This is a genomic window from Streptomyces globisporus (assembly GCF_003501885.1).
Classification (GTDB): Bacteria; Actinomycetota; Actinomycetes; order Streptomycetales; family Streptomycetaceae; genus Streptomyces; species Streptomyces globisporus_D.
The window spans coordinates 36,019-55,023 of sequence record NZ_QWFA01000008.1; the positions used below are offsets into that span (position 1 = coordinate 36,019).

General features: G+C 71.5%; 14 protein-coding genes and 1 tRNA gene. 2 read left to right on the forward strand and 13 right to left on the reverse strand.

Annotated elements, in window-relative coordinates; all coding sequences use genetic code 11:
* Positions 1 to 41 precede the first annotated feature (41 nt).
* The 8 genes from D3105_RS02980 to D3105_RS03015 all read right to left on the reverse strand — a co-directional run bounded on the left by D3105_RS02980 (position 42) and on the right by D3105_RS03015 (position 11,127).
* A complete protein-coding gene (locus D3105_RS02980) occupies positions 42 to 1,763 on the reverse strand; it encodes a trypsin-like serine protease (RefSeq protein WP_118899710.1) in 1,722 nt (573 codons plus the stop codon).
* A 152-nt stretch (positions 1,764 to 1,915) separates the two neighbouring features.
* A complete protein-coding gene (gene rho, locus D3105_RS02985) occupies positions 1,916 to 3,952 on the reverse strand; it encodes a transcription termination factor Rho (RefSeq protein ID WP_118899713.1) in 2,037 nt (678 codons plus the stop codon).
* A 389-nt stretch (positions 3,953 to 4,341) separates the two neighbouring features.
* Positions 4,342 to 5,259, reverse strand: coding sequence for a homoserine kinase (gene thrB, locus D3105_RS02990; RefSeq protein ID WP_118899715.1), 918 nt, complete (start codon positions 5,257 to 5,259; stop codon positions 4,342 to 4,344).
* Positions 5,260 to 5,664: 405 nt separating this feature from the next.
* Entirely contained in the window at positions 5,665 to 6,735 is a 1,071-nt protein-coding gene (thrC, locus tag D3105_RS02995; RefSeq protein ID WP_118899717.1) for a threonine synthase, read from the reverse strand.
* A 7-nt stretch (positions 6,736 to 6,742) separates the two neighbouring features.
* Entirely contained in the window at positions 6,743 to 8,032 is a 1,290-nt protein-coding gene (locus tag D3105_RS03000; RefSeq protein WP_069738946.1) for a homoserine dehydrogenase, read from the reverse strand.
* A 98-nt stretch (positions 8,033 to 8,130) separates the two neighbouring features.
* Entirely contained in the window at positions 8,131 to 9,522 is a 1,392-nt protein-coding gene (gene lysA, locus D3105_RS03005) for a diaminopimelate decarboxylase (RefSeq protein ID WP_118899720.1), read from the reverse strand.
* A gap of 32 nt (positions 9,523 to 9,554) precedes the next feature.
* Positions 9,555 to 10,637: an ArgS-related anticodon-binding protein NrtL gene (gene nrtL, locus D3105_RS03010; protein WP_118899722.1), complete on the reverse strand. Its 1,083-nt coding sequence runs from the start codon at positions 10,635 to 10,637 to the stop codon at positions 9,555 to 9,557.
* Between the two features lie 55 nt (positions 10,638 to 10,692).
* Complete coding sequence (locus D3105_RS03015) at positions 10,693 to 11,127, reverse strand: response regulator (protein WP_206272634.1); 435 nt, start codon at positions 11,125 to 11,127, stop codon at positions 10,693 to 10,695.
* Between the two features lie 203 nt (positions 11,128 to 11,330).
* Here D3105_RS03015 and D3105_RS03020 point away from each other — a divergent pair.
* A tRNA-Arg gene (locus tag D3105_RS03020) sits at positions 11,331 to 11,402 on the forward strand.
* A 120-nt stretch (positions 11,403 to 11,522) separates the two neighbouring features.
* Here the strand turns inward: D3105_RS03020 and D3105_RS03025 are convergent.
* The 3 genes from D3105_RS03025 to glyA form a co-directional block, all read right to left on the reverse strand.
* On the reverse strand, positions 11,523 to 12,083 hold the full coding sequence (locus D3105_RS03025) for a hypothetical protein (RefSeq protein WP_118899726.1): 561 nt from the start codon (positions 12,081 to 12,083) through the stop codon (positions 11,523 to 11,525).
* Positions 12,084 to 12,333: 250 nt separating this feature from the next.
* Positions 12,334 to 12,657, reverse strand: a complete 324-nt coding sequence (locus D3105_RS03030; protein WP_118899728.1) for a hypothetical protein — start codon at positions 12,655 to 12,657, stop codon at positions 12,334 to 12,336.
* A 114-nt stretch (positions 12,658 to 12,771) separates the two neighbouring features.
* Positions 12,772 to 14,067: a serine hydroxymethyltransferase gene (glyA, locus tag D3105_RS03035; protein WP_118899731.1), complete on the reverse strand. Its 1,296-nt coding sequence runs from the start codon at positions 14,065 to 14,067 to the stop codon at positions 12,772 to 12,774.
* Positions 14,068 to 14,358: 291 nt separating this feature from the next.
* Here glyA and D3105_RS03040 point away from each other — a divergent pair, with 291 nt between their 5' ends.
* Positions 14,359 to 16,023: a hypothetical protein gene (locus tag D3105_RS03040; RefSeq protein ID WP_240646779.1), complete on the forward strand. Its 1,665-nt coding sequence runs from the start codon at positions 14,359 to 14,361 to the stop codon at positions 16,021 to 16,023.
* Here D3105_RS03040 and D3105_RS03045 read toward each other — a convergent pair.
* A complete protein-coding gene (locus D3105_RS03045) occupies positions 15,992 to 17,845 on the reverse strand; it encodes a serine/threonine-protein kinase (protein ID WP_240646780.1) in 1,854 nt (617 codons plus the stop codon). The genes D3105_RS03040 and D3105_RS03045 overlap by 32 nt on opposite strands.
* Before the next feature lie 53 nt (positions 17,846 to 17,898).
* A complete protein-coding gene (locus tag D3105_RS03050) occupies positions 17,899 to 18,972 on the reverse strand; it encodes a Ku protein (protein WP_118899737.1) in 1,074 nt (357 codons plus the stop codon).
* Between the last annotated feature and the right edge of the window lie 33 nt (positions 18,973 to 19,005).

Sequence of the window (19,005 nt, forward strand, 5' to 3'; positions counted from 1 at the left end):
TTACGGGCGTACGCGCCGTGAGGCGGCGTTCACCTGGGGGTTCAGCCGACGGTGTAGTAGCTGTTCCAGCCGCTGCCGAGCTTGATCTGTGTGGCGAAGATCTCCGAGTCGGCCTTGCCGGTGCCCTTGAGGAGATACAGGTCGCCGGCGGTGGAGCGGGCCACGAGGTCGGCCTTGGCGTCGCCGTTCACATCGCCCGGCGTGACCAGGAGGTTGTACGCCGACCAGTTGCTGCGGACCTTGACCGGCGCCTCGAAGGGGGCCGTGGACTTGCCGGTGCCCTTGACCAGGTAGAGGTCGTTCGTCCCGCCGCGGCGGACCAGCAGGTCGTTCTTGCCGTCGTAGGTCAGGTCGCCGTGTCCGCGCACCTGGTTGTAGGCCTGGTAGCCCGTCGCCGACTTGACCGGGGTGTTGAACTTGCCGTTGCCGTAGCTCGGGTACGTCATGAGGTCGCCCGTGGAGGTGACGGCCAGGATGTCGCCCTTGCCGTCGTTGTTCACGTCGCCGGGGGCGACGATCGCCCGGACGGTCTTCCAGTTGCTGAAGATCTTCGTCTTGGCGTAGGTCGAGCTGCTCGCCGAGCGGTGCAGCCAGTAGACGTCCCCGGTCGAGCCCTGCCGGGCGATCAGGTCCTGGTAGCCGTCCCGGTCGAGGTCCGTCTGGATGAACAGGTTGTACGCGCTGTAGGACCCGGCGAGCACCTTGCGCGCCGCGAGCTTCTCACCGGAGGAGGGGAAGGTGTACGCGGTGGAGCCGGTGGAACGGGCGAACACGTCGGCCCGGTGGTCACGGCTGAAGCTGGTGTCGTCGATACGGGGCTGGATCGACCGGTAGTAGGTCGACACCTTCGTGTACGCGTCGTACGTGCCGCTCAGGTTGCACGCCTCGACGCTGTTGGCGGGACCCCAGGAGGTGATGCCGATGATGCGTCCGGAGACGAACATCGGGCCACCGGAGTCACCGGGGCAAGTGGCCTTCCCGGTGGAGTCGTTGCCGGTGCCGCCGATGCCCGCGCAGATCATGTGGCCGGCCTTGTAGGCGCCCGGGACGCCGATGGCGCCGTCGAGGTTCTCGGAGCACTCGGCGTCCGAGCGCAGCGGCTGCTCCAGCCGCAGCAGGGTGTCCGACAGGGGCGAGAAGTCCCAGTCCGAACCGGTCATGCCCCAGCCGTAGGTGGTGGCCTTCGTGCCCGCGACGTACCGGGCGGTGTCACCGTAGGAAGCGGGCTGCGCCGGGGTGTAGCTCAGGGGCTTGGAGAGCGTCAGGAGCGCGATGTCGTTGTCGATCTCGGCCGCGTTGTACGAACCCGCGAAATAGGAGCGGGATATCCCTACGGCGGTCCCTTCGTCGTTGGGCCCGCCCGCCAGTTTGGCCGTTCCCGCGAGCACCATGCCCCGGTTGACCATATCGAGGGCCTTGCCATTCTCGTCGGTGACGCAGTGGGCGGCCGTCATCACCTTGTTGGGGGCGACGAGAGTGCCGCCGCAGGAGAAGTAGAACAGCCCGTCGTTGTCGTACTCGAAAAGCAGCTGCACCATCCAAGGCGCGTCCTTGAAGGCGGTGTTGGTGCCACCGATGATCTTCGGCGTGAGCTTCTGCGGGCTCACCACCTCGACGCCCTTCGGCGGCAGGAAGCGTTCGCCGCTCTCCGCGGCCTGGGCTCCGACGGTCAGGCCGCCGCCCAGCAGTGCCAGCGTCGCGGCACCGACGGCCGCCAGGCGGCCGATGATTCGTACTGATCCGGCATGGCGCGATATGCGCACGCAAGTCTCCCGTTATCCAGGGGCATCAAGTGGAGGTGCCGTAAGTGGGGGGAGAGTGACGGCGAATTGATATTACATGCAGAAATCCGCCCCGTCACCGGAGTAACGGGGCGGATTCAAGAGGTGGTTGGGAAAACCGCCGCAGGGCTGCGTCAGTCGTTGCCGTTTCCGCTGCCCGGCGTCGTCTTCTGGATCTGGAGCAGGAACTCCGCGTTGGACTGGGTCTTCTTCATCCGGTCCAGGAGGAGCTCGATCGCCTGCTGCTGGTCGAGTGCGTGCAGCACCCGGCGCAGCTTCCAGACGACCGCCAGTTCGTCGGTGCCGAGCAGGATCTCTTCCTTACGGGTGGAGGACGCGTCGACGTCCACCGCCGGGAAGATGCGCTTGTCCGAGAGCTTCCGGTCGAGCTTGAGCTCCATGTTGCCGGTGCCCTTGAACTCCTCGAAGATCACCTCGTCCATGCGCGAGCCGGTCTCGACGAGCGCGGTGGCCAGGATGGTCAGCGAGCCGCCGTCCTCGATGTTGCGCGCGGCGCCGAAGAAGCGCTTCGGGGGGTAGAGCGCGGTCGAGTCGACACCACCGGAGAGGATGCGGCCGGAGGCCGGCGCCGCGAGGTTGTACGCGCGGCCCAGGCGGGTGATCGAGTCGAGGAGGACGACCACGTCGTGACCCAGCTCGACGAGGCGCTTGGCGCGCTCGATGGCCAGCTCGGCGACGGTGGTGTGGTCCTCGGCGGGACGGTCGAAGGTCGAGGAGATGACCTCGCCCTTCACCGACCGCTGCATGTCGGTGACCTCTTCCGGACGCTCGTCGACCAGGACGACCATCAGGTGGCACTCGGGGCTGTTGACCGTGATCGCGTTGGCGATCGACTGCAGGATCATGGTCTTGCCGGTCTTCGGCGGGGCCACGATGAGCCCGCGCTGGCCCTTGCCGATCGGGGCCACCAGGTCGATGATCCGCGTCGTCAGGATGTTGGAGTCGGTCTCCAGCCGGAGCCGGTCCTGCGGGTAGAGCGGGGTCAGCTTCTGGAACTCGGGGCGGCCGCGGCCGGACTCCGGCGCCATGCCGTTGACCGAGTCGAGGCGGACCAGCGCGTTGAACTTCTCGCGCCGCTCGCCGTCCTTGGGCTGGCGCACCGCGCCGGTGACGTGGTCACCCTTGCGCAGACCGTTCTTGCGGACCTGGGCGAGCGAGACGTACACGTCGTTCGGGCCCGGCAGGTAGCCGGAGGTCCGGATGAACGCGTAGTTGTCGAGGATGTCCAGGATGCCCGCGACGGGGATCAGGACGTCGTCCTCGGCCACCTGCACATCGCCGGCGAAGTCGTCGCGCCCACGGCGGCCGCGGCGGTCGCGGTAACGGCCACGACGGCCGCGACGGCCGCCCGCCTCGTCGTCGAAGTCGTCCTGCGGACCGTTGTCACGGTTCTGCTGGCCCTGGCCCTGGCCCTGGCGCTGCGGGCGCTGCCCGCCACCGCCCTGCTGGCCCTGGTCATCGCCCTTGCCGCGGCGGTCGCGCTGACGCTCACGGCGACCCTCGCGGTCACCGCGGTCACCGCGGTCACGGCCCTGGCGGTCACCACGACGGCCCTCGGCCGTGTCGGTGGCGTTCTCGGCCCGGGCGTCGCCCTTGGGCTCGGCCCGCTCCTCGGTCTTCTGCGCGGCCTCGGGCTCCGCCTTCGCCTTGACCTCGGTCTTCGCCTCGGTCTTGGTGTCGGGGCTGCCCGCCTGCGCGGTGGCACGGCGGCGACGGCGCTCGCCCGCGGGCTGGTCGTCGCTGGCCGGCTGGCCGGGGATGTCGATCTGCTGCTGGGCGGCCGTGCTCTTCTCGGCGGCGGCAGCGCCCTCGTCCCCGGTGCGCGCCTTCGAGGTCGCGCGGCGCTTGGGCTTGCTCTCCGCCTCGGCGGGGGCCTCTGCGGCCTTGGAGGAGGCCTTGGGGGCGGCGGATCCGCCGCCCGCCTGCGCCTCCTTGATGACCTCGATCAGCTGGCTCTTGCGCATCCGCGCGGTGCCCCTGATGCCGAGGCCGGACGCGACCTGCTGCAGCTCGGCCAGGACCATGCCCTCGAGGCCGGTGCCGGAGCGGCGGCGCCGTGCGGTGGTGCCAGTGGCAGCACCTTCGGCGGGCGCGGCGCTGTCGACGTTCTTGTCGGCAGTCACGCCCATCAGATCGGTGGTGTCGCTCACGAAGGGTCCTTCCCTGGAGCGGACGTCGGCCTTCTGGCTCGGCGACCGGTTGTGCTGTCCGACTGCGGTCTGTTGATCTTGCTGGATCGCGGACCTTGCCGGGGCGGTGGTCCGCCAGGTACGGCGGAGAGATGAACGTGCGGGGTCCGGCGCGAGATCCCCCTGCTCGGCCCACTCCTGGACGAGCGAGGGGTGTCGTGCCGGTTCCGGAGCGTGCTCGAAACTGCTCAGGCAGGCTGCTCAGGCAGTTGGGGAGGCTCCCGGAAGAATGGTGGTCCCGGAGGGGGACACGAAGCAACGCGCCTCAAAGACGTCGGTTGCAGACTTGAGGTTAACACTACCGGCTCCAACAAACATTCCCCCTCTCGCTCACCGGTAATCACATGCGGTTACGCGGCCAGCGGCAGCACACTGGCGCCCGTCGCGTCGAGGGCCAGCCGATTCGCCGCCCAGCCCTCCCCCGCCAGTCGGGCGACCTTGTCGGCCGAACCCTCCTCCGTCAGCGCCAGGACCGTGGGTCCGGCGCCGGAGATGACCGCGGGCACGCCGTCGGCGCGCAGGCGGTGCACCAGCTCCATGCTCTCCGGCATGGCCGGGCCCCGGTATTCCTGGTGGATCCGGTCCTCGGTGGCGGCGAGCAGCAGCTCGGGGCGGCGGGTCAGGGCCTCGACGAGCAGGGCCGCCCGGCCGGCGTTGAGGGCCGCGTCGACGTGCGGGACGGTGCGCGGGAGCAGGCCGCGCGCCGTCTCGGTGAGCACGGGGCGGCCGGGCACGAAGACGACGGGCACGACGGAGTCGGCGGGGTCCATCCGGATCGCCCGAGCCGAGCCGCCGTCCATCCAGGCGAGGGTGAATCCGCCGAGCAGACAGGCCGCTACGTTGTCGGGGTGTCCCTCGATCTCGGTCGCCAGCTCCAGCAGGGCCGCGTCGTCGAGGCGGGCGTCGCCGCCGGTCGTCACGGCGCGGGCGGCGACGATTCCGGCGCAGATGGCGGCGGAGGAGGAGCCGAGGCCGCGGCCGTGCGGGATGCGGTTGGCGCAGACGATCTCCAGCCCGCGGGGCTGGCCGCCGAGCAGGTCGAACGCGGTGCGCAGGGAGCGCACGAGCAGGTGGCTCTCGTCGCGGGGCAGGCTCTCACTGCCCTCACCTGCGATGTCGATGTGCAACCCGGAGTCGGCGACCCGGACGACGACGTCGTCGTACAGCCCCAGCGAGAGGCCGAGGGCGTCGAAACCCGGCCCCAGGTTGGCGCTGGTGGCGGGGACGCGCACCCGGACGGCGGCGGCTCGGAACGCGGGACCGGCCATCGGTCGGACCACTCCTTGTAAGGCGGCGGGGATGCAGTGCGGTGGATCTGCGGCGGGGGTCTGCGGGGACGGGTCGGGACACAGTGCGCACCGGGGTGTACAGGGGATCCGGTGGCCCGTCCCACGTTCGCCCACGACGGCTGCCGTACCGCAGCGGACCGTCGGGCGGGTGTCGGGCGGATGGGGTACAGCTTATCGAAGGAAGGTTCTGTCGCGACATAGGGCGCACAGGAGGCGCACGATGCGTGTCGCCCGCCTCCTATGCGCTCTCCGCCCCGGAAAGAGGGCGGTTGAGCTGGGTTGTCACGGTTGACCGGGCGGCGTCGCCACGGTCGACGGGGTGGCCGTGCCGTGGCCGCCGGACCCTGGGCCGCGGCGGCTGCCGCGGCCCGGTCCGGCACCGGCTCAGGCGAGCCCGAGCTTCTCGGCGGCGGTGGCCGCGTCGACCGGGACCGTGACCGGCTGCGGGGCGCCCGCGACGGCCCAGTCGGGGTCCTTGAGGCCGTTGCCGGTGACCGTGCAGACGATCTTCTGGCCGGGGTCGACCTTGCCCTCCTCGGCGGCCTTGAGCAGACCCGCGACGGACGCGGCCGACGCGGGCTCCACGAAGACGCCCTCCTGCGAGGCCAACAGCCGGTACGCGGACAGGATCTGCCGGTCCGTCACCTCGTCGATGAAGCCGCCCGACTCGTCCCGCGCGGCGAGCGCGTAGTTCCAGGAGGCCGGGTTCCCGATGCGGATCGCGGTGGCGATGGTGGACGGGTCCTTGACGACCTCGCCGCGCACGATGGGCGCCGAACCGGAGGCCTGGAAGCCCCACATGCGCGGGGAGCGGGAGGAGACGCCGTCACCGGCGTACTCGGTGTACCCCTTCCAGTACGCGGTGATGTTGCCCGCGTTGCCGACCGGCAGGACGTGGATGTCGGGGGCGTCGCCGAGCGCGTCGACGATCTCGAACGCGGCGGTCTTCTGGCCCTCGATACGGACCGGGTTGACCGAATTGACCAGCGCCACCGGGTAGTTGTCCGAGAGCGCGCGGGCCAGGGTCAGGCAGTCGTCGAAGTTGCCGTCGACCTGGAGGATCTTGGCGCCGTGCACGAGGGCCTGGCCCATCTTGCCGAGCGCGATCTTGCCCTGCGGCACGAGGACGGCGCAGACCATCCCCGCGCGCACCGCGTACGCCGCGGCGGAGGCGGAGGTGTTGCCGGTGGAGGCGCAGATGACGGCCTTCGCCCCCTCCTCCTTGGCCCGGGTGATGGCCATGGTCATGCCGCGGTCCTTGAAGGAACCGGTGGGGTTGGCGCCCTCGACCTTGAGGTGCACCTCGCAGCCCGTGCGCTCGGAGAGGACCTGCGCCGGTACGAGCGGCGTGCCGCCCTCACGAAGCGTGACGACCGGCGTCGTCGCCGTGACCGGAAGCCGGTCCCGGTACTCCTCGATGATGCCGCGCCACTGGTGGGTGCCCTTGCTGGTCATGGGTCCTTTACTCCCCTTCAACACGCATGATGCTGGCGACACCGCGCACGGTGTCGAGCTTGCGCAGCGCTTCGACGGTCCCGGAGAGGGCGGCGTCGGGCGCGCGGTGGGTGACGACGACGAGCGATGCCTCGCCGTCCTTTCCCTGCTGGCGGACCGTATCGATCGATACGCCCTGCTCGGCGAAGACCGTCGCGACCTGGGCGAGCACGCCCGGCTTGTCGGCCACGTCGAGGCTGATGTGGTAGCGCGTGACGACCTCGCCCATGGGGCTGACCGGCAGGCGCGTGTAGGCGGACTCACCGGGTCCGGTGGCCTCGCCCAGTTTGTTGCGGCAGACCGCGACGAGGTCGCCGAGGACCGCGGAGGCGGTCGGGGAGCCGCCGGCGCCGGGCCCGTAGAACATGAGCTGTCCGGCGGCCTCGGCCTCGACGAACACCGCGTTGTACGCCTCGCGGACGGAGGCCAGCGGGTGGCTGAGCGGGATCATCGCGGGGTGGACGCGGGCGGTGACGGAGGCCCCGTCGGCGGCGCGCTCGCAGATGGCCAGCAGCTTGACCGTGCAGCCCATGCGGCGGGCGGAGGCGATGTCGGCGGCGGTGACCTCGGTGATGCCCTCGCGGTGCACGTCGCCGATCTTCACGCGGGTGTGGAAGGCGATCCCGGCGAGGATCGCGGCCTTCGCGGCGGCGTCGAAGCCCTCGACGTCGGCGGTCGGGTCGGCCTCGGCGTACCCGAGGGCGGTGGCCTCGTCGAGCGCCTCGGAGTAACCGGCGCCGCTGGTGTCCATCTTGTCGAGGATGAAGTTGGTCGTGCCGTTGACGATGCCGAGCACCCGGTTGACCTTGTCGCCCGCGAGCGACTCGCGCAGCGGCCGCACCAGCGGGATGGCCCCGGCGACGGCGGCCTCGTAGTAGAGGTCGCGGCCGTACTTCTCGGCGGCGGCGTGCAGGGCCGCGCCGTCCTCGGCGAGCAGCGCCTTGTTCGCGGAGACGACGCTCGCGCCGTTCTCGAACGCGGTGGTGATGAGTGTACGGGCGGGCTCGATGCCCCCGATGACCTCGACGACGACGTCGATGTCGCCGCGCTGGACGAGCGCGGTCGCGTCGGTGGTGATCAGTGCGGGGTCGATGCCCTCACGCACCTTCGAGGGCCGGCGGACGGCGACACCGGCGAGCTCGACGGGCGCGCCGATGCGCGCCGCGAGGTCGTCGGCGTGCGTCGTCATGATGCGCGCCACCTCTGAGCCGACCACACCACAGCCCAGCAGCGCCACCTTCAGCGGACGCGTACGCATCATCCGACCTCGTTTCTCATACATGCTCATTGGGGACCAGTCTCACTCACCGGACGGGAGTTTCTGACCCCCGTCCGGATCCTGAGATGACTATTTCATCAGCCGACATCGAGGCGCAGGAGATCTTCCTCCGTCTCGCGCCGGACGATCACACGGGCCTCGCCGTCGCGCACCGCGACGACCGGCGGGCGCAGCGCGTGGTTGTAGTTGCTCGCCATGGAACGGCAGTACGCACCGGTGGCGGGGACGGCGATCAGGTCGCCGGGGGCCAGGTCGGCGGGGAGGAACGCGTCCTTGACCACGATGTCGCCGCTCTCGCAGTGCTTGCCGACGACCCGGACGAGCATCGGTTCGGCGTCCGAGGTGCGCGAGACGAGTGCGACGCTGTACTCGGCGTCGTACAGCGCCGTGCGGATGTTGTCGGACATGCCGCCGTCGACGCTGACGTACGTCCGCAGCCCCTCCAGGGGCTTGATCGTGCCGACCTCGTACAGCGTGAACGCGGTGGGTCCGACGATGGCGCGGCCCGGCTCGACGGAGATCCGGGGCGTACGCAGCTTCGCGGCCTCGCACTCGCGGGTGACGATGTCGCTGAGCGCCTTGGCGATCTCGTGCGGCTCGCGGGGGTCGTCATCGGAGGTGTACGCGATGCCGAGGCCGCCGCCGAGGTCGATCTCGGGCAGTTCGACGCCGTGCTCGTCACGGATCTCGGCGAGCAGCTGCACCACGCGCCGGGCGGAGACCTCGAAGCCGGCCATGTCGAAGATCTGCGAGCCGATGTGGGAGTGGACGCCGATGAGTTCGAGCCCGTCGAGCGCGAGCGCGCGGCGCACGGCCTCGGCGGCCTGCCCGTCGGCGAGCGCGATGCCGAACTTCTGGTCCTCGTGCGCGGTGGCGATGAACTCGTGGGTGTGGGCCTCGACGCCGACGGTGACGCGGATCTGCACGCGCTGCCGCACCCCGTGGCGCTGGGCGATGTGGGCGACGCGGACGATCTCCTGGAAGGAGTCGAGCACGATCCGCCCGACGCCGGCCTCGACGGCGCGCTCGATCTCGGCGACGGTCTTGTTGTTGCCGTGGAAGGCGATGCGCTCGGCGGGCATACCCGCGTCGAGAGCGGTGGTCAGCTCTCCGCCGGAGCACACGTCGAGGTTGAGCCCCTCCTCCTCGAGCCAGCGCACGACGGCGCGGGAGAGGAAGGCCTTGCCGGCGTAGAAGACGTCGGCGTCAGGCCCGAAGGCGTCGGCCCAGGCGCGGCAGCGGGCCCGGAAGTCGCTCTCGTCGAGGAAGTAGGCGGGGGTGCCGAACTCCTCGGCGAGCCGGGCGACGGCGATCCCGCCGACGGTGAGGGCGCCGTCCGCGTCACGGGTGACGGTGCGCGACCAGACCTTCTCGTCGAGGACGTTGAGGTCGGCGGCGGGGGCGGAGTAGTGGCCCTCGGGGAGGACGTCGGCGTGACGGGGGCCTGCGGGGTGTGCGGAGCGGCTCATCGTGATGCTCTCTCGGGTCTCTTCTGATCTCGTCAGAGATGTTCGGGCGCGCGGATGCCGAGCAGGGACAGGCCGCCTGCCAGCACCGTCCCGGCGGCTTCGGCGATGGCCAGCCGGGTGCGGTGGGCGGCCGAGGGTTTCTCGTCACCGGCGGGCAGGGGCGGGCAGGAGTCGTGGAAGTCGAAGAACGCGTGGGCGACGGCTTCCAGCTGCCGGGCGACCCGATCGGGCGCGCGGTGACGGGCCCCGGCGAGGAGGACGCCGGGGTGGTCGGCCATGAGGTCGAGGAGGGGGCGGGCGGCCGCGTCGTACGGTGTGGGGCTTTCGCCGTACGGGGCTGCCTCGGCGGTGAAGCCGAGGAGGGCGGCCCCGCGGGTGAGGGCGCGGGCCCTGGCGTGGGCGTAGCGGACCCGGAAGAGCGGGTTGGCCTCGCCCTGGACAAGCAGTTCGGGGCCGAGGGCGGCGCGGTCGTGTCCGGCGGCCCGCAGAAGCCCCCAGCGGGCCGCGTCGGGCCCGAGCCGCTCCAGCAGCTCCCCCGCGGTGGCCCCGGCGGGAACGGGGCGGATCTCGGTGAGCGGTACGGGGAGTGTCCCGCACGTGTCGACGGTGACGCCGAGGCGGACCCAGTCCGGGTCGGGCGCCTGTTCGCAGGTGGTCCGGCCCCGGGCGCCCTGGGCGACGAGGAGCCGGAACACGGCCTGGGCGGTGACGGCGGCGCGGACCTCCCGCGCGTGGTGGAACTGGTGGATCTCGTCCCGGAGCGCGTCCCCGTGCCCGTACGCGAGGCCCTGTTCCCTTACGGCGGCGAGCACGGCCCGGTCGCTCTCGGCCGGTGCGTCGAGGGTGAAGCTCAGGAACCCGGGACCGGTGATCTCGACCCGCCCGACGCCGGGCTCGGCGGCGACGCGTTCGCGCAGGATGCGGGCGACCTCCAGGGCGGGCAGCGCGGCGGGCCCGGCGAGCTGGAGGGCGACGGCGCAGGCGTAGTCGCCGCTGCCGCCGGGCCGGGTCCGCTCCACCCGCACGCGCGCGGGCACGGGCGCGCGCAACGCGTCCTCGTCGACCGCGCGGCGCACGGCGTGCAGCACGGTCCGGGAGAGCTCGGCGGGGGTCACGGGTCAAGCGTAGGTGAGAGAGGGGGGCACTTTGCGACCCGGTTTCGCCATCCGGTCAGCCGGCGGTGCTCCCCGCCCGCCCGGCACCGCGCCGCCCGTCCGCCGAGGGCTCTTCCTCCCCGGTCACCAGCCGGCGCATGATCCGCACCAGTTCCCTGGGCTCGAACGGCTTCGCCAGGAACGCGTCGACTCCGGCCGCCACGCCCGCGTCGACCTCGTAAGGCGTACAGGCGCTGATGACGGCGATGGGGAGCCGGCGGGTGCGGGGGTCGGAGCGCAGCCGGGTGGCGGTCTCCAGACCGTCCAGCCTGGGCATCACGACGTCGAGGGTGATGGCGTCGGGGCGGACTCTCGCGACCAGGTCCAGGGCCTCGACACCATCGGCCGCGGTCACGACCTCGAAGCCCTCCAGCTCGAGATTGACCCTGATCAGCTGCCGGATGACCTTGTTGTCGTCGACAACAAGCACGCGGCCGTACGCCCCTGACACCCTTCGAGAGTAGGTCGGCCGGAGGGGCGGCGTCCGGGTTTTGTCCACTTCCGCCCCGGACGGGTGGCCACCGCCTCACCGCGCCGCTTCCCCGCCCCGCCCGACCGGGAGGAAGAGGCGCGGAGGCACGGCGGAATACCTGTTCACGGACACCCCGTGGGAGCTGGTAGTGTTTCACCCGTCGCAGAGCAACACCGCGATTCGCCCCCGTAGCTCAGGGGATAGAGCATCGGCCTCCGGAGCCGGGTGCGCAGGTTCGAATCCTGCCGGGGGCACTTCCGGATTGAAGAACCGGACCAGCAGCGGCTGGTCCGGTTTTTTCGTGTGCGCCGCGCATACCGCAGCCTCGTGAGGGCGAGCGGGGTGCGGCCCGGCTCGCCCTCACCAGGGGGTGGTCAGAACTTCCCGTCGACCGGGATCCAGCCGGACCAGGCCTCGGGCTGGTAGAACTTGCCGGTGTCGCCGTCGTAGCGCAGGACGCGCAGGCGTACGTTGCCGGTCTCGCGGTAGTCCTTGTTGCAGGTCGCCCAGGTGTTCACGCCGAGCTTGTTGACGCAGACCTCCTCGGCGCGCCCGTAGTCGGTGTAGACCCCGACGGCGGCGGACATGCCGTCCTTCTTGGTGTCGCCCGCCCAGACGATGTCGCCGTTGTGCTGGAAGCACCCGCTGGTGCCGTAGGCGGCCGTCGCGCCCAGGCACGTGTTGGACGGCGGGGCGGCCTTGGCGGCCATCGCGCCCGCCGGTCCCGTCTTCTCGTCCTCGTCCGACGGGAAGGGGATCTCCGTGCCGGGTTCCGTGGCGAGGCCTTCGACGATCCTCACGTCCATGGGCAGCTGGACTTCCACGGGGGTCTCCGGGGCGTCGTCGGCGAGCGCCGGCGTCGCGGTGACGGCCGAGAGGGCGAGTGCCGACGCCCCGGCGAGAGCGCTCAACTTCGAGCGCCAGTTTTCACGCATGCTTCACTACCCCCGCGCCTGACCTCTGTGGCGAGATCATCAATTATCAAATGTGAACAGGGTGTGAGACTAAGAGATCGCTGTGACGGAAGGAAGGGGTCTCTGTGACGCAAGTGGCTGCCGGTGCCCATGATCCTGACCGTCACACGGGCTCCGATGGCGGTGCCGGTACGCAGAACGGGAGGGCGGGCACACCGTGGTGTGCCCGCCCTCCCGCTCCGGTTCCCTCACCCGCTCACCGGGGATGCGCTCACGGCAGGGTGGGCGGCTCGGCGGCCCGCTCCCCCTCGGTGACTTCGGCGAACGAGGGGTCGACGGCACACTCCGCCGGGATGTCGGCGGCGGAGCGGGCGCACTTCTCGGGCCCCGCGACGCTCTGCTCGTTCAACTCGGGCGAGCCCGCCTGACGCTTGCCCGTCTCCATGTTCTCCGCCAGCCCCTCCACGGAGGCCGGCGCGGTGGGGGCGGCGGGCCGCTCGGCGTCCACGACGTCCGGCGACGACGAACAGGCCGCCAGGCCGGCCGTGGCGCACAGGACGAGGGCGGCCGAGGCCGCGGCGGTACGAAGTCGCATGGAAATCCCCCCTACGCAGATGCCCGGACACCCGGGTCATCAGTCGATCCACGGTGCCACAGAGGGGGGTTGGGAGGGCGGAGAACAGGTGAAGAAGGCGCGCAGAGTGCCTCGTCAGCCGACCGGCAGCCCCGGTGCCGGATAGGCGTCCATGAGCTCCTTCACCTCTTCGCGTACCTTCCTGATCGTGCTCTCGTCGCCCGTGCGGGCCGCGTCGACCGCCGTGGTGATCCAGGTGGCGACCGTGCCCATCGCCGAGGCGGGGACGCCCCGGGAGGTGAGCGCCGGGGTGCCGATCCGGATGCCGGAGGGGTCGAAGGGCTTACGGGGGTCGTAGGGGACGGTGTTGTAGTTGACGACGATGCCCGCGCGGTCGAGGGCTTTGGCCGCCGTCTTGCCGGGGACGTCCTTGTCGGTGAGGTCGATCAGCAACAGGTGGTTGTCGGTGCCGCCGGAGACCAGGTCGAAGCCTCGGGCGGCCAACTCCTCCCCCAGGGCACGGGCGTTGGCCACGACCTGGTGGGCGTAGGAGCAGAAGCCGGCGGTGGCGGCTTCGCCGAGGGCGACCGCGATGGCGGCCGTGGTCTGGTTGTGCGGGCCGCCCTGGAGGCCGGGGAAGACCGCGCGGTCGATGGCGCGGGCGTGTTCGGCGGTGGAGAGCAGCATCGCGCCGCGGGGGCCGCGCAGGGTCTTGTGCGTGGTGGTGGAGACGACGTCCGCGTGACCGGCGGGCGAAGGGTGCGCGCCGCCCGCGATCAGGCCGGCGATGTGCGCGATGTCCGCGACCAGGACGGCGCCCGTCTCGCGGGCGATCTCCGCGAAGCCCGCGAAGTCGATCGTGCGGGGGACGGCCGTACCGCCGCAGAAGATGAGCCCCGGCCGTTCGGCGAGGGCCAGGTCGCGGACCTCGTCCAGGTCGATCCGGCCGGTGTCCCGGCGGACCCCGTACCGGACGCCGCGGAACCAGCGGCCGGTGGCCGAGACGTCCCAGCCGTGCGTCAGGTGACCGCCCATCGGGAGGGACATGCCGAGGACGGTGTCACCGGGCTGGAGGAAGGCCAGGTAGGCGGCGAGGTTGGCCGGGGAGCCGGAGTACGGCTGGACGTTGGCGTGGTCCATCCCGAAGAGGGCCCGGGCACGGCGGATCGCCAGCGTCTCGACCTGGTCGATGACCTGCTGGCCCTCGTAGTACCGCTTGCCGGGGTAGCCCTCGGAGTACTTGTTCTGGAGCACCGTGCCCGAGGCTTCGAGCACGGCGGCGGAGACGTAGTTCTCGCTGGGGATCAGGCGCAGGGTGTCGGCCTGGAGCTGCTCCTCCGCGCCGATCAGGGCGGCCAGTTCAGGGTCGGATGCCATGAGGGCCGGGTGGCGGGGCGCGGTGGTGGTCGCGTTGGTGGGCCGGGTGGTCATGGAAGAGGCCTTCCGGGTCGGCCGCTGTGCGCGGCGTGGACCCGGATGCCCAGGCGGACGGCTCTCCGGAGATGACGCCCCGGGCACGCCCGGGGTGTGCCGCTTCCTCGTGGTCGGTTCCACGGAGCGCCCCTGCCGGGGCGCGCGCCAGTCGCGGCGTTGGGCAGTTTAGAGGGTGGGCCGGGGCGGCGGGGGTCCGGCGCACGAAGAGGCTGCCGCGACCGTGCGTGACCGGTGACAGAACGGGGCAGATTCCCGGTGACCTTTTCGGCTCGGCGGTGGGGGACCGTTATGGAGTCCGGTGATCGTTACGGCGTTGCGGGGCACGGGACCGACGGGTACGGGGGCGACGGGGCCGTGCCGCCTCCGCCTTCTCATGCGCCGTCCGTCGGGCCGCCGCCGCCCGGTGCGTCGTTACGGGCGGCCGCCGCCGCGTTGCTCAACCTGACCGGGCTCGGTCTCGGTTACGCCCTCCTCGGGCGCTGGGGGCGGGCCGCGGTGTGCTGGGCGGCCACGGCGGTGCTGCTGTGGGTGGCATTGCCCGCCGATCCGGACGGGGTGCCCGCGGGGGTGCTCGTCGGGTATCTGTTCGTTCTCGTGGCCGCCGCCGTCGACGGGGGGCGGATCGCCCGGCGTTCGGCGGCGGGTGGGGCGTGGCGGCCCGGGATGGCGGTCGGGCTCGGCGTGGTGCTGCTGGCCGTGCCGGCCGGCGGGGCCGTGGTGTACGGCTCCGCGCGGGACGAGGCGCGGGAGCAGATGCTGCTGGAGCGGCTGGAGGCCGGGGACCAGCGGGTCGCCACCGCCTCGCGGCAGCCGTTCGGGACGGCGAAGGGCGAGTACGGGAAGGCCCTCGACGTCTATCGCGCGCTCGGCGAGGACCATCCCGGGTCCCGGGCCGCGAAGCTCGTCCCCGACCGGCTGAAGGCGTACTACGACGCCGTCTCCGCCCCGTACGCGAAGAAACAGCACTGCGAGGCCGTCGCGCCGTTGACGTATCTGCGGACGCTGCCGGGCTCGGTGGACAGGAAGCTGCTCGGTGAGCTGGCCGCCTGGCCCGACACACCGCTCGCCGAGTCGCTCTACGCGTGCGGCGTCTCGCGTCTCGGCGGGGCGGGGGGCAGTAGTGGTGGCGGCGGAGATGAACTGGGTGAGTTGTTGCGTACGTTTCCCGAATCGGCCTCCGCGCAGCAGGTCGCGCCCGCGATCGACGAGCGGATCAAGGACCAGGTCGCGGCGTTGAAGGGCGCCGATCCGTGTACGGCCACCCAGGTGCTGCGCGGTCTCGGCGCCACCGCGTCCCGGCTTCCCGACGACAGCGTGAAGAAGCTGCACGCCGACGCCGACGAGGGGGTCGTGGACGGGGTGTACGCCTGCGGGACAGACCAGTTCAAGGACGAGAAGTTCGGCGCCGCGCGCACGACGCTGACCGACTTCGCGCGGACGTACAAGAGCGACGGGCGGGCGCGGCAGGCCCGCAACATCGCGATAGCCGCGGAGATAGCCGACGACCGGCCGGCCGCGGGCAAGCGGCTGCCGCCGTCGAAGCGGCCCGGCGGGGCCCGGATGGAGCTGGTCATCAGCAATGACGCGCCGAACACGGTCGAGGTCCTCTACACCGGCCCGGTCACCGGCACCGTCACGCTGAAGGCGTGCGCCGGCTGCGAGCGGTACAGCGCCTCGGAGGGGCCGCGGCGGGCTTGCAGAGCGAGCGGCAGGAACTACCCGAAGGCCCGGCTCCAACTGCCCGCCGGGGAGTACCACTTCCTCTACAAGCACGGCACGGGCGCGACCGCCCGGGTGGACAGCTACTCCTCCGGGACCAGGGTCCAGCCGGGCTACACCTACACCAGTTGTACGTACGTCATCGAGCGGAGCCCCTTCGACCTGGACCTGCCGCTGCTCCCCGACCCGGTCCAGCCGGTGGTCAGCCCTTGGGGCGCGGGTTCTTCTCGATGACCCGGCCGTCCAGTTCGGCGGTGAGGAAGGCGCCGCCGTGCGCGTCGGAGACATACACGCGGAGCACCGGGCGGTCGTCGTGGAAGGGCGACGAAGGGTCCACGATGACGTAACTGCTCTCCGGCTTATCGACGTTGAGCGTCTTCTCCGCCGTCTTCAGCAGGGCGGGCAGCGCGTCCCAGTCGACGGAGTCCAGGTCGACCGTCGTGGACCCGGACATCAGGGTGCCGCCCATGTCGTCGTTCTTCGCCCGGCCGTCGCGGTAGCTGAAGCGGTCGTACAGCGCGGCGTTGGACTTCAGCGGCGCCTCGGCGGAGGCGTGTTCGCCGTAGAGCGTGAAGTCGGTGACCTTCGTTCCGCCCATGAGCGGCTTCAGCGCCTCGATCGCGGTCCGCGCCCCGTCCGGGGTCAGGAGGTTCGCCGCCTCCAGTGCGTCCTGCTCGTCGGGTCCGTCGGCGATCGGGTCCGGCGTCGGGGCGGAAACCTGCGGTGCGCTCGCCCGGTCGCGCGGGCGGTCGTCGCTCTCGGAGCCCTTGGAGGAGAAGACACCGTTCGTCCAGAGGATGGCGCCCGCGATCACCACGGCCGAGACGACGGACGACGCGGCGCTGGTCCGCCAGACCCGGCGCTCGATGCGGCGACGGCGCTCGTCCGGGGCGGTTGCGGAAGCGGGGGGCGGGGTGCCGTAGCCGGTCGGGACGCGGTCCTTCGGGGCGTCGGACCGGGCGGGTGGCGGAGGCCTTCGGTCGACCGGGGACCCGAAGGGCGCTGAGGGGGTGGACTCGGGCCCCGGTCTTGGCGGCGGTGTGGCGGCCGACTGCGTGGGCGCGGCGTGTACGGAGGCGGGGTGTGCGGGCCCGGGGTCCGAGAACCCGGCGTGAACGGGCCCGGAGTGTGCGGAGGCGGGGTCTGCGGTTTCCCGGCCTGCGGAGGCGGGTCGTCCTCCTGCCGGCTCCGTGGGGGTCGGGTGCGTGCTCCCAACACCCCGTGCGGCCTCGGCCAGCAGTCGGTCGAGGGTCTCCGCGTCCGGGCGGGACGGGATGTCCCGGGTGAGGAGCGCGCTCAGTACCGGGGCGAGGGCCCCGGCCCGTACCGGCGGCGGGATCTCCTCGTCGAGGACGGCGGCCAGCGTGGCCAGGGTGGTGGCCCGGCGCAGCGGGTGGTGGCCCTCGACGGCGACGTACAGCATCATGCCGAGCGACCAGAGGTCGGAGGACGGGTCGCCCTCCGTGCCCCGGATGCGCTCGGGGGCTATGTAGTCGGGCGAACCGATGAGGGCGCCCGTCATGGTGAGGCTGGTCGACTCGCGGATGGCGGCGATGCCGAAGTCCGTGAGGACGGGGCGGCCGTCGGGGCGCAGCAGGACGTTGGCGGGCTTGACGTCCCGGTGCTGGATTCCGGCCGCGTGGGCGGCGCGGAGGGCGGAGAGGATGCCGCGCCCCAGCTCGGCGGCGTCGGCGGGCTCCATGGGGCCGGTGGCGAGCCGGTCGTGCAGGGAGGAGCCGGCCACCAGCTCCATCACGATCCACGGATAGCCGTCCTCGCCGGGGTCGACGATGTGGTGGACGGTGACCACGTTGGGGTGGTCGACCCGGGCCAGGGCGCGGGCCTCACGGAGCACCCGGGCGCGCAGGGTGCGGGCGCCCTCGGGGTCGTACTCCGCGAGCGCCGGGTCCGGGGGCCGCACCTCCTTGAGCGCGACGTCGCGGTGGAGCGCCTCGTCGCGGGCCCGCCAGACCATGCCCATGCCACCGCTGCCGAGCCGCTCGACCAGCGTGAAACGGCCGTCGATCACCCGTCCCGAGGGGGCCTCTTCGCTCATGGGCCGTAGCGTACGGGGGGCGTCGGACATCGAGGAGCGGGGGCGGGGCCCCGTCAGGCCGAGGTGCGCTTGCGGGACGATGCCGTCTTCTTCGTCCCGCTGCCGCCGCTCGACGACGTCTGCTTTTTCGTCGCCGTCTTCTTCGCGGTGGCCTTCTTCGTCGTCGACGTGGACTTCTTCGCGCCGGTGGACTTGGGGGTGGACTTGGAAGAAGTGGACTTCTTCGCCGCCGCGGAGCTCTTCTTCGTGGTCCGCGCGGAAGACTTCCCCGACGCCGACGACTTTCCGGACGTCTTCTTGATGGGGTGCACGTCGGCCATCTCGCCGTCGCCCTCGTCCCCCGCCTCGCCCCGGGACTTCTTCGCCGCCTGCACACTGTTCTCCAGGGCCGCGATCAGGTCGATGACCCTGCCGCCGCCGGCGTCCCCGGACTCGGCCGGGCGCACGGTCTCGCCGGAGGCCTTCGCGGCGATGAGTTCCTCCACCGCCTCCCGGTAGTCGTCGTGGAGGCTGTCCATGTCGACCTCGCCGAGGGTGTCCATCAGTGCGTCCGCCAGGTCGAGTTCGGCGTCGCGGACCGTGACGTCGCCGTCCGGCGCGACCCCCTCGGGGGCGCGGATCTCGTCGGGCCAGAGCAGTCCGTGCATGGCGATCACGTCGTCCACCACGCGGAGCATGCCGAGCCGTTCACGACCGCGCAGGGCGTACTTGGCGACGGCGACCTTGTTGCTGCGCTTGAGGGCCTCGCGGAGTAGGGTGTACGGCTTGGCGGCGGGTACGCCGTTGGCGGAGAGGTAGTACGCCGCGTCCATCTGGAGCGGGTCGATCCGGTCCGCGGACACGAAGGCGACGATCTCGATGGTCTTCGCGGTGGGCAGCGGGAGCTGGGCGAGATCCTCGTCGGTGATCGGGATCATCGTGCCGTCGGCGTCCTCGTACGCCTTGCCGATCTCGCCGCCCGAGACCTCTTCCTCGTCCAGTTCACAGACCTTGCGGTACCGGATCCGGCCACCGTCGGCGAGGTGGATCTGCCGGAAGTGGATCGAGTGGTTCTCGGTGGCGTTGACCAGCTTGATCGGGATGCTGACCAGCCCGAAGGAGATCGCGCCGTTCCATATGGACCTCACCGTTCACCCCTTGTCGGCCGTGAAGGACTCCAT

What these genes read in the sequence shown, in the direction of transcription:
- thrB (WP_118899715.1), bottom strand. Translation starts at nt 5,259, where the DNA reads ATGGCCGGTCCCGCGTTCCGAGCCGCCGCCGTCCGGGTGCGCGTCCCC.
- thrC (WP_118899717.1), bottom strand. Translation starts at nt 6,735, where the DNA reads ATGACCAGCAAGGGCACCCACCAGTGGCGCGGCATCATCGAGGAGTAC.
- D3105_RS03000 (WP_069738946.1), bottom strand. Translation starts at nt 8,032, where the DNA reads ATGCGTACGCGTCCGCTGAAGGTGGCGCTGCTGGGCTGTGGTGTGGTC.
- lysA (WP_118899720.1), bottom strand. Translation starts at nt 9,522, where the DNA reads ATGAGCCGCTCCGCACACCCCGCAGGCCCCCGTCACGCCGACGTCCTC.
- D3105_RS03025 (WP_118899726.1), bottom strand. Translation starts at nt 12,083, where the DNA reads ATGCGTGAAAACTGGCGCTCGAAGTTGAGCGCTCTCGCCGGGGCGTCG.
- D3105_RS03030 (WP_118899728.1), bottom strand. Translation starts at nt 12,657, where the DNA reads ATGCGACTTCGTACCGCCGCGGCCTCGGCCGCCCTCGTCCTGTGCGCC.
- glyA (WP_118899731.1), bottom strand. Translation starts at nt 14,067, where the DNA reads ATGACCACCCGGCCCACCAACGCGACCACCACCGCGCCCCGCCACCCG.
- D3105_RS03040 (WP_240646779.1), top strand. Translation starts at nt 14,359, where the DNA reads ATGGAGTCCGGTGATCGTTACGGCGTTGCGGGGCACGGGACCGACGGG.
- D3105_RS03045 (WP_240646780.1), bottom strand. Translation starts at nt 17,845, where the DNA reads ATGAGCGAAGAGGCCCCCTCGGGACGGGTGATCGACGGCCGTTTCACG.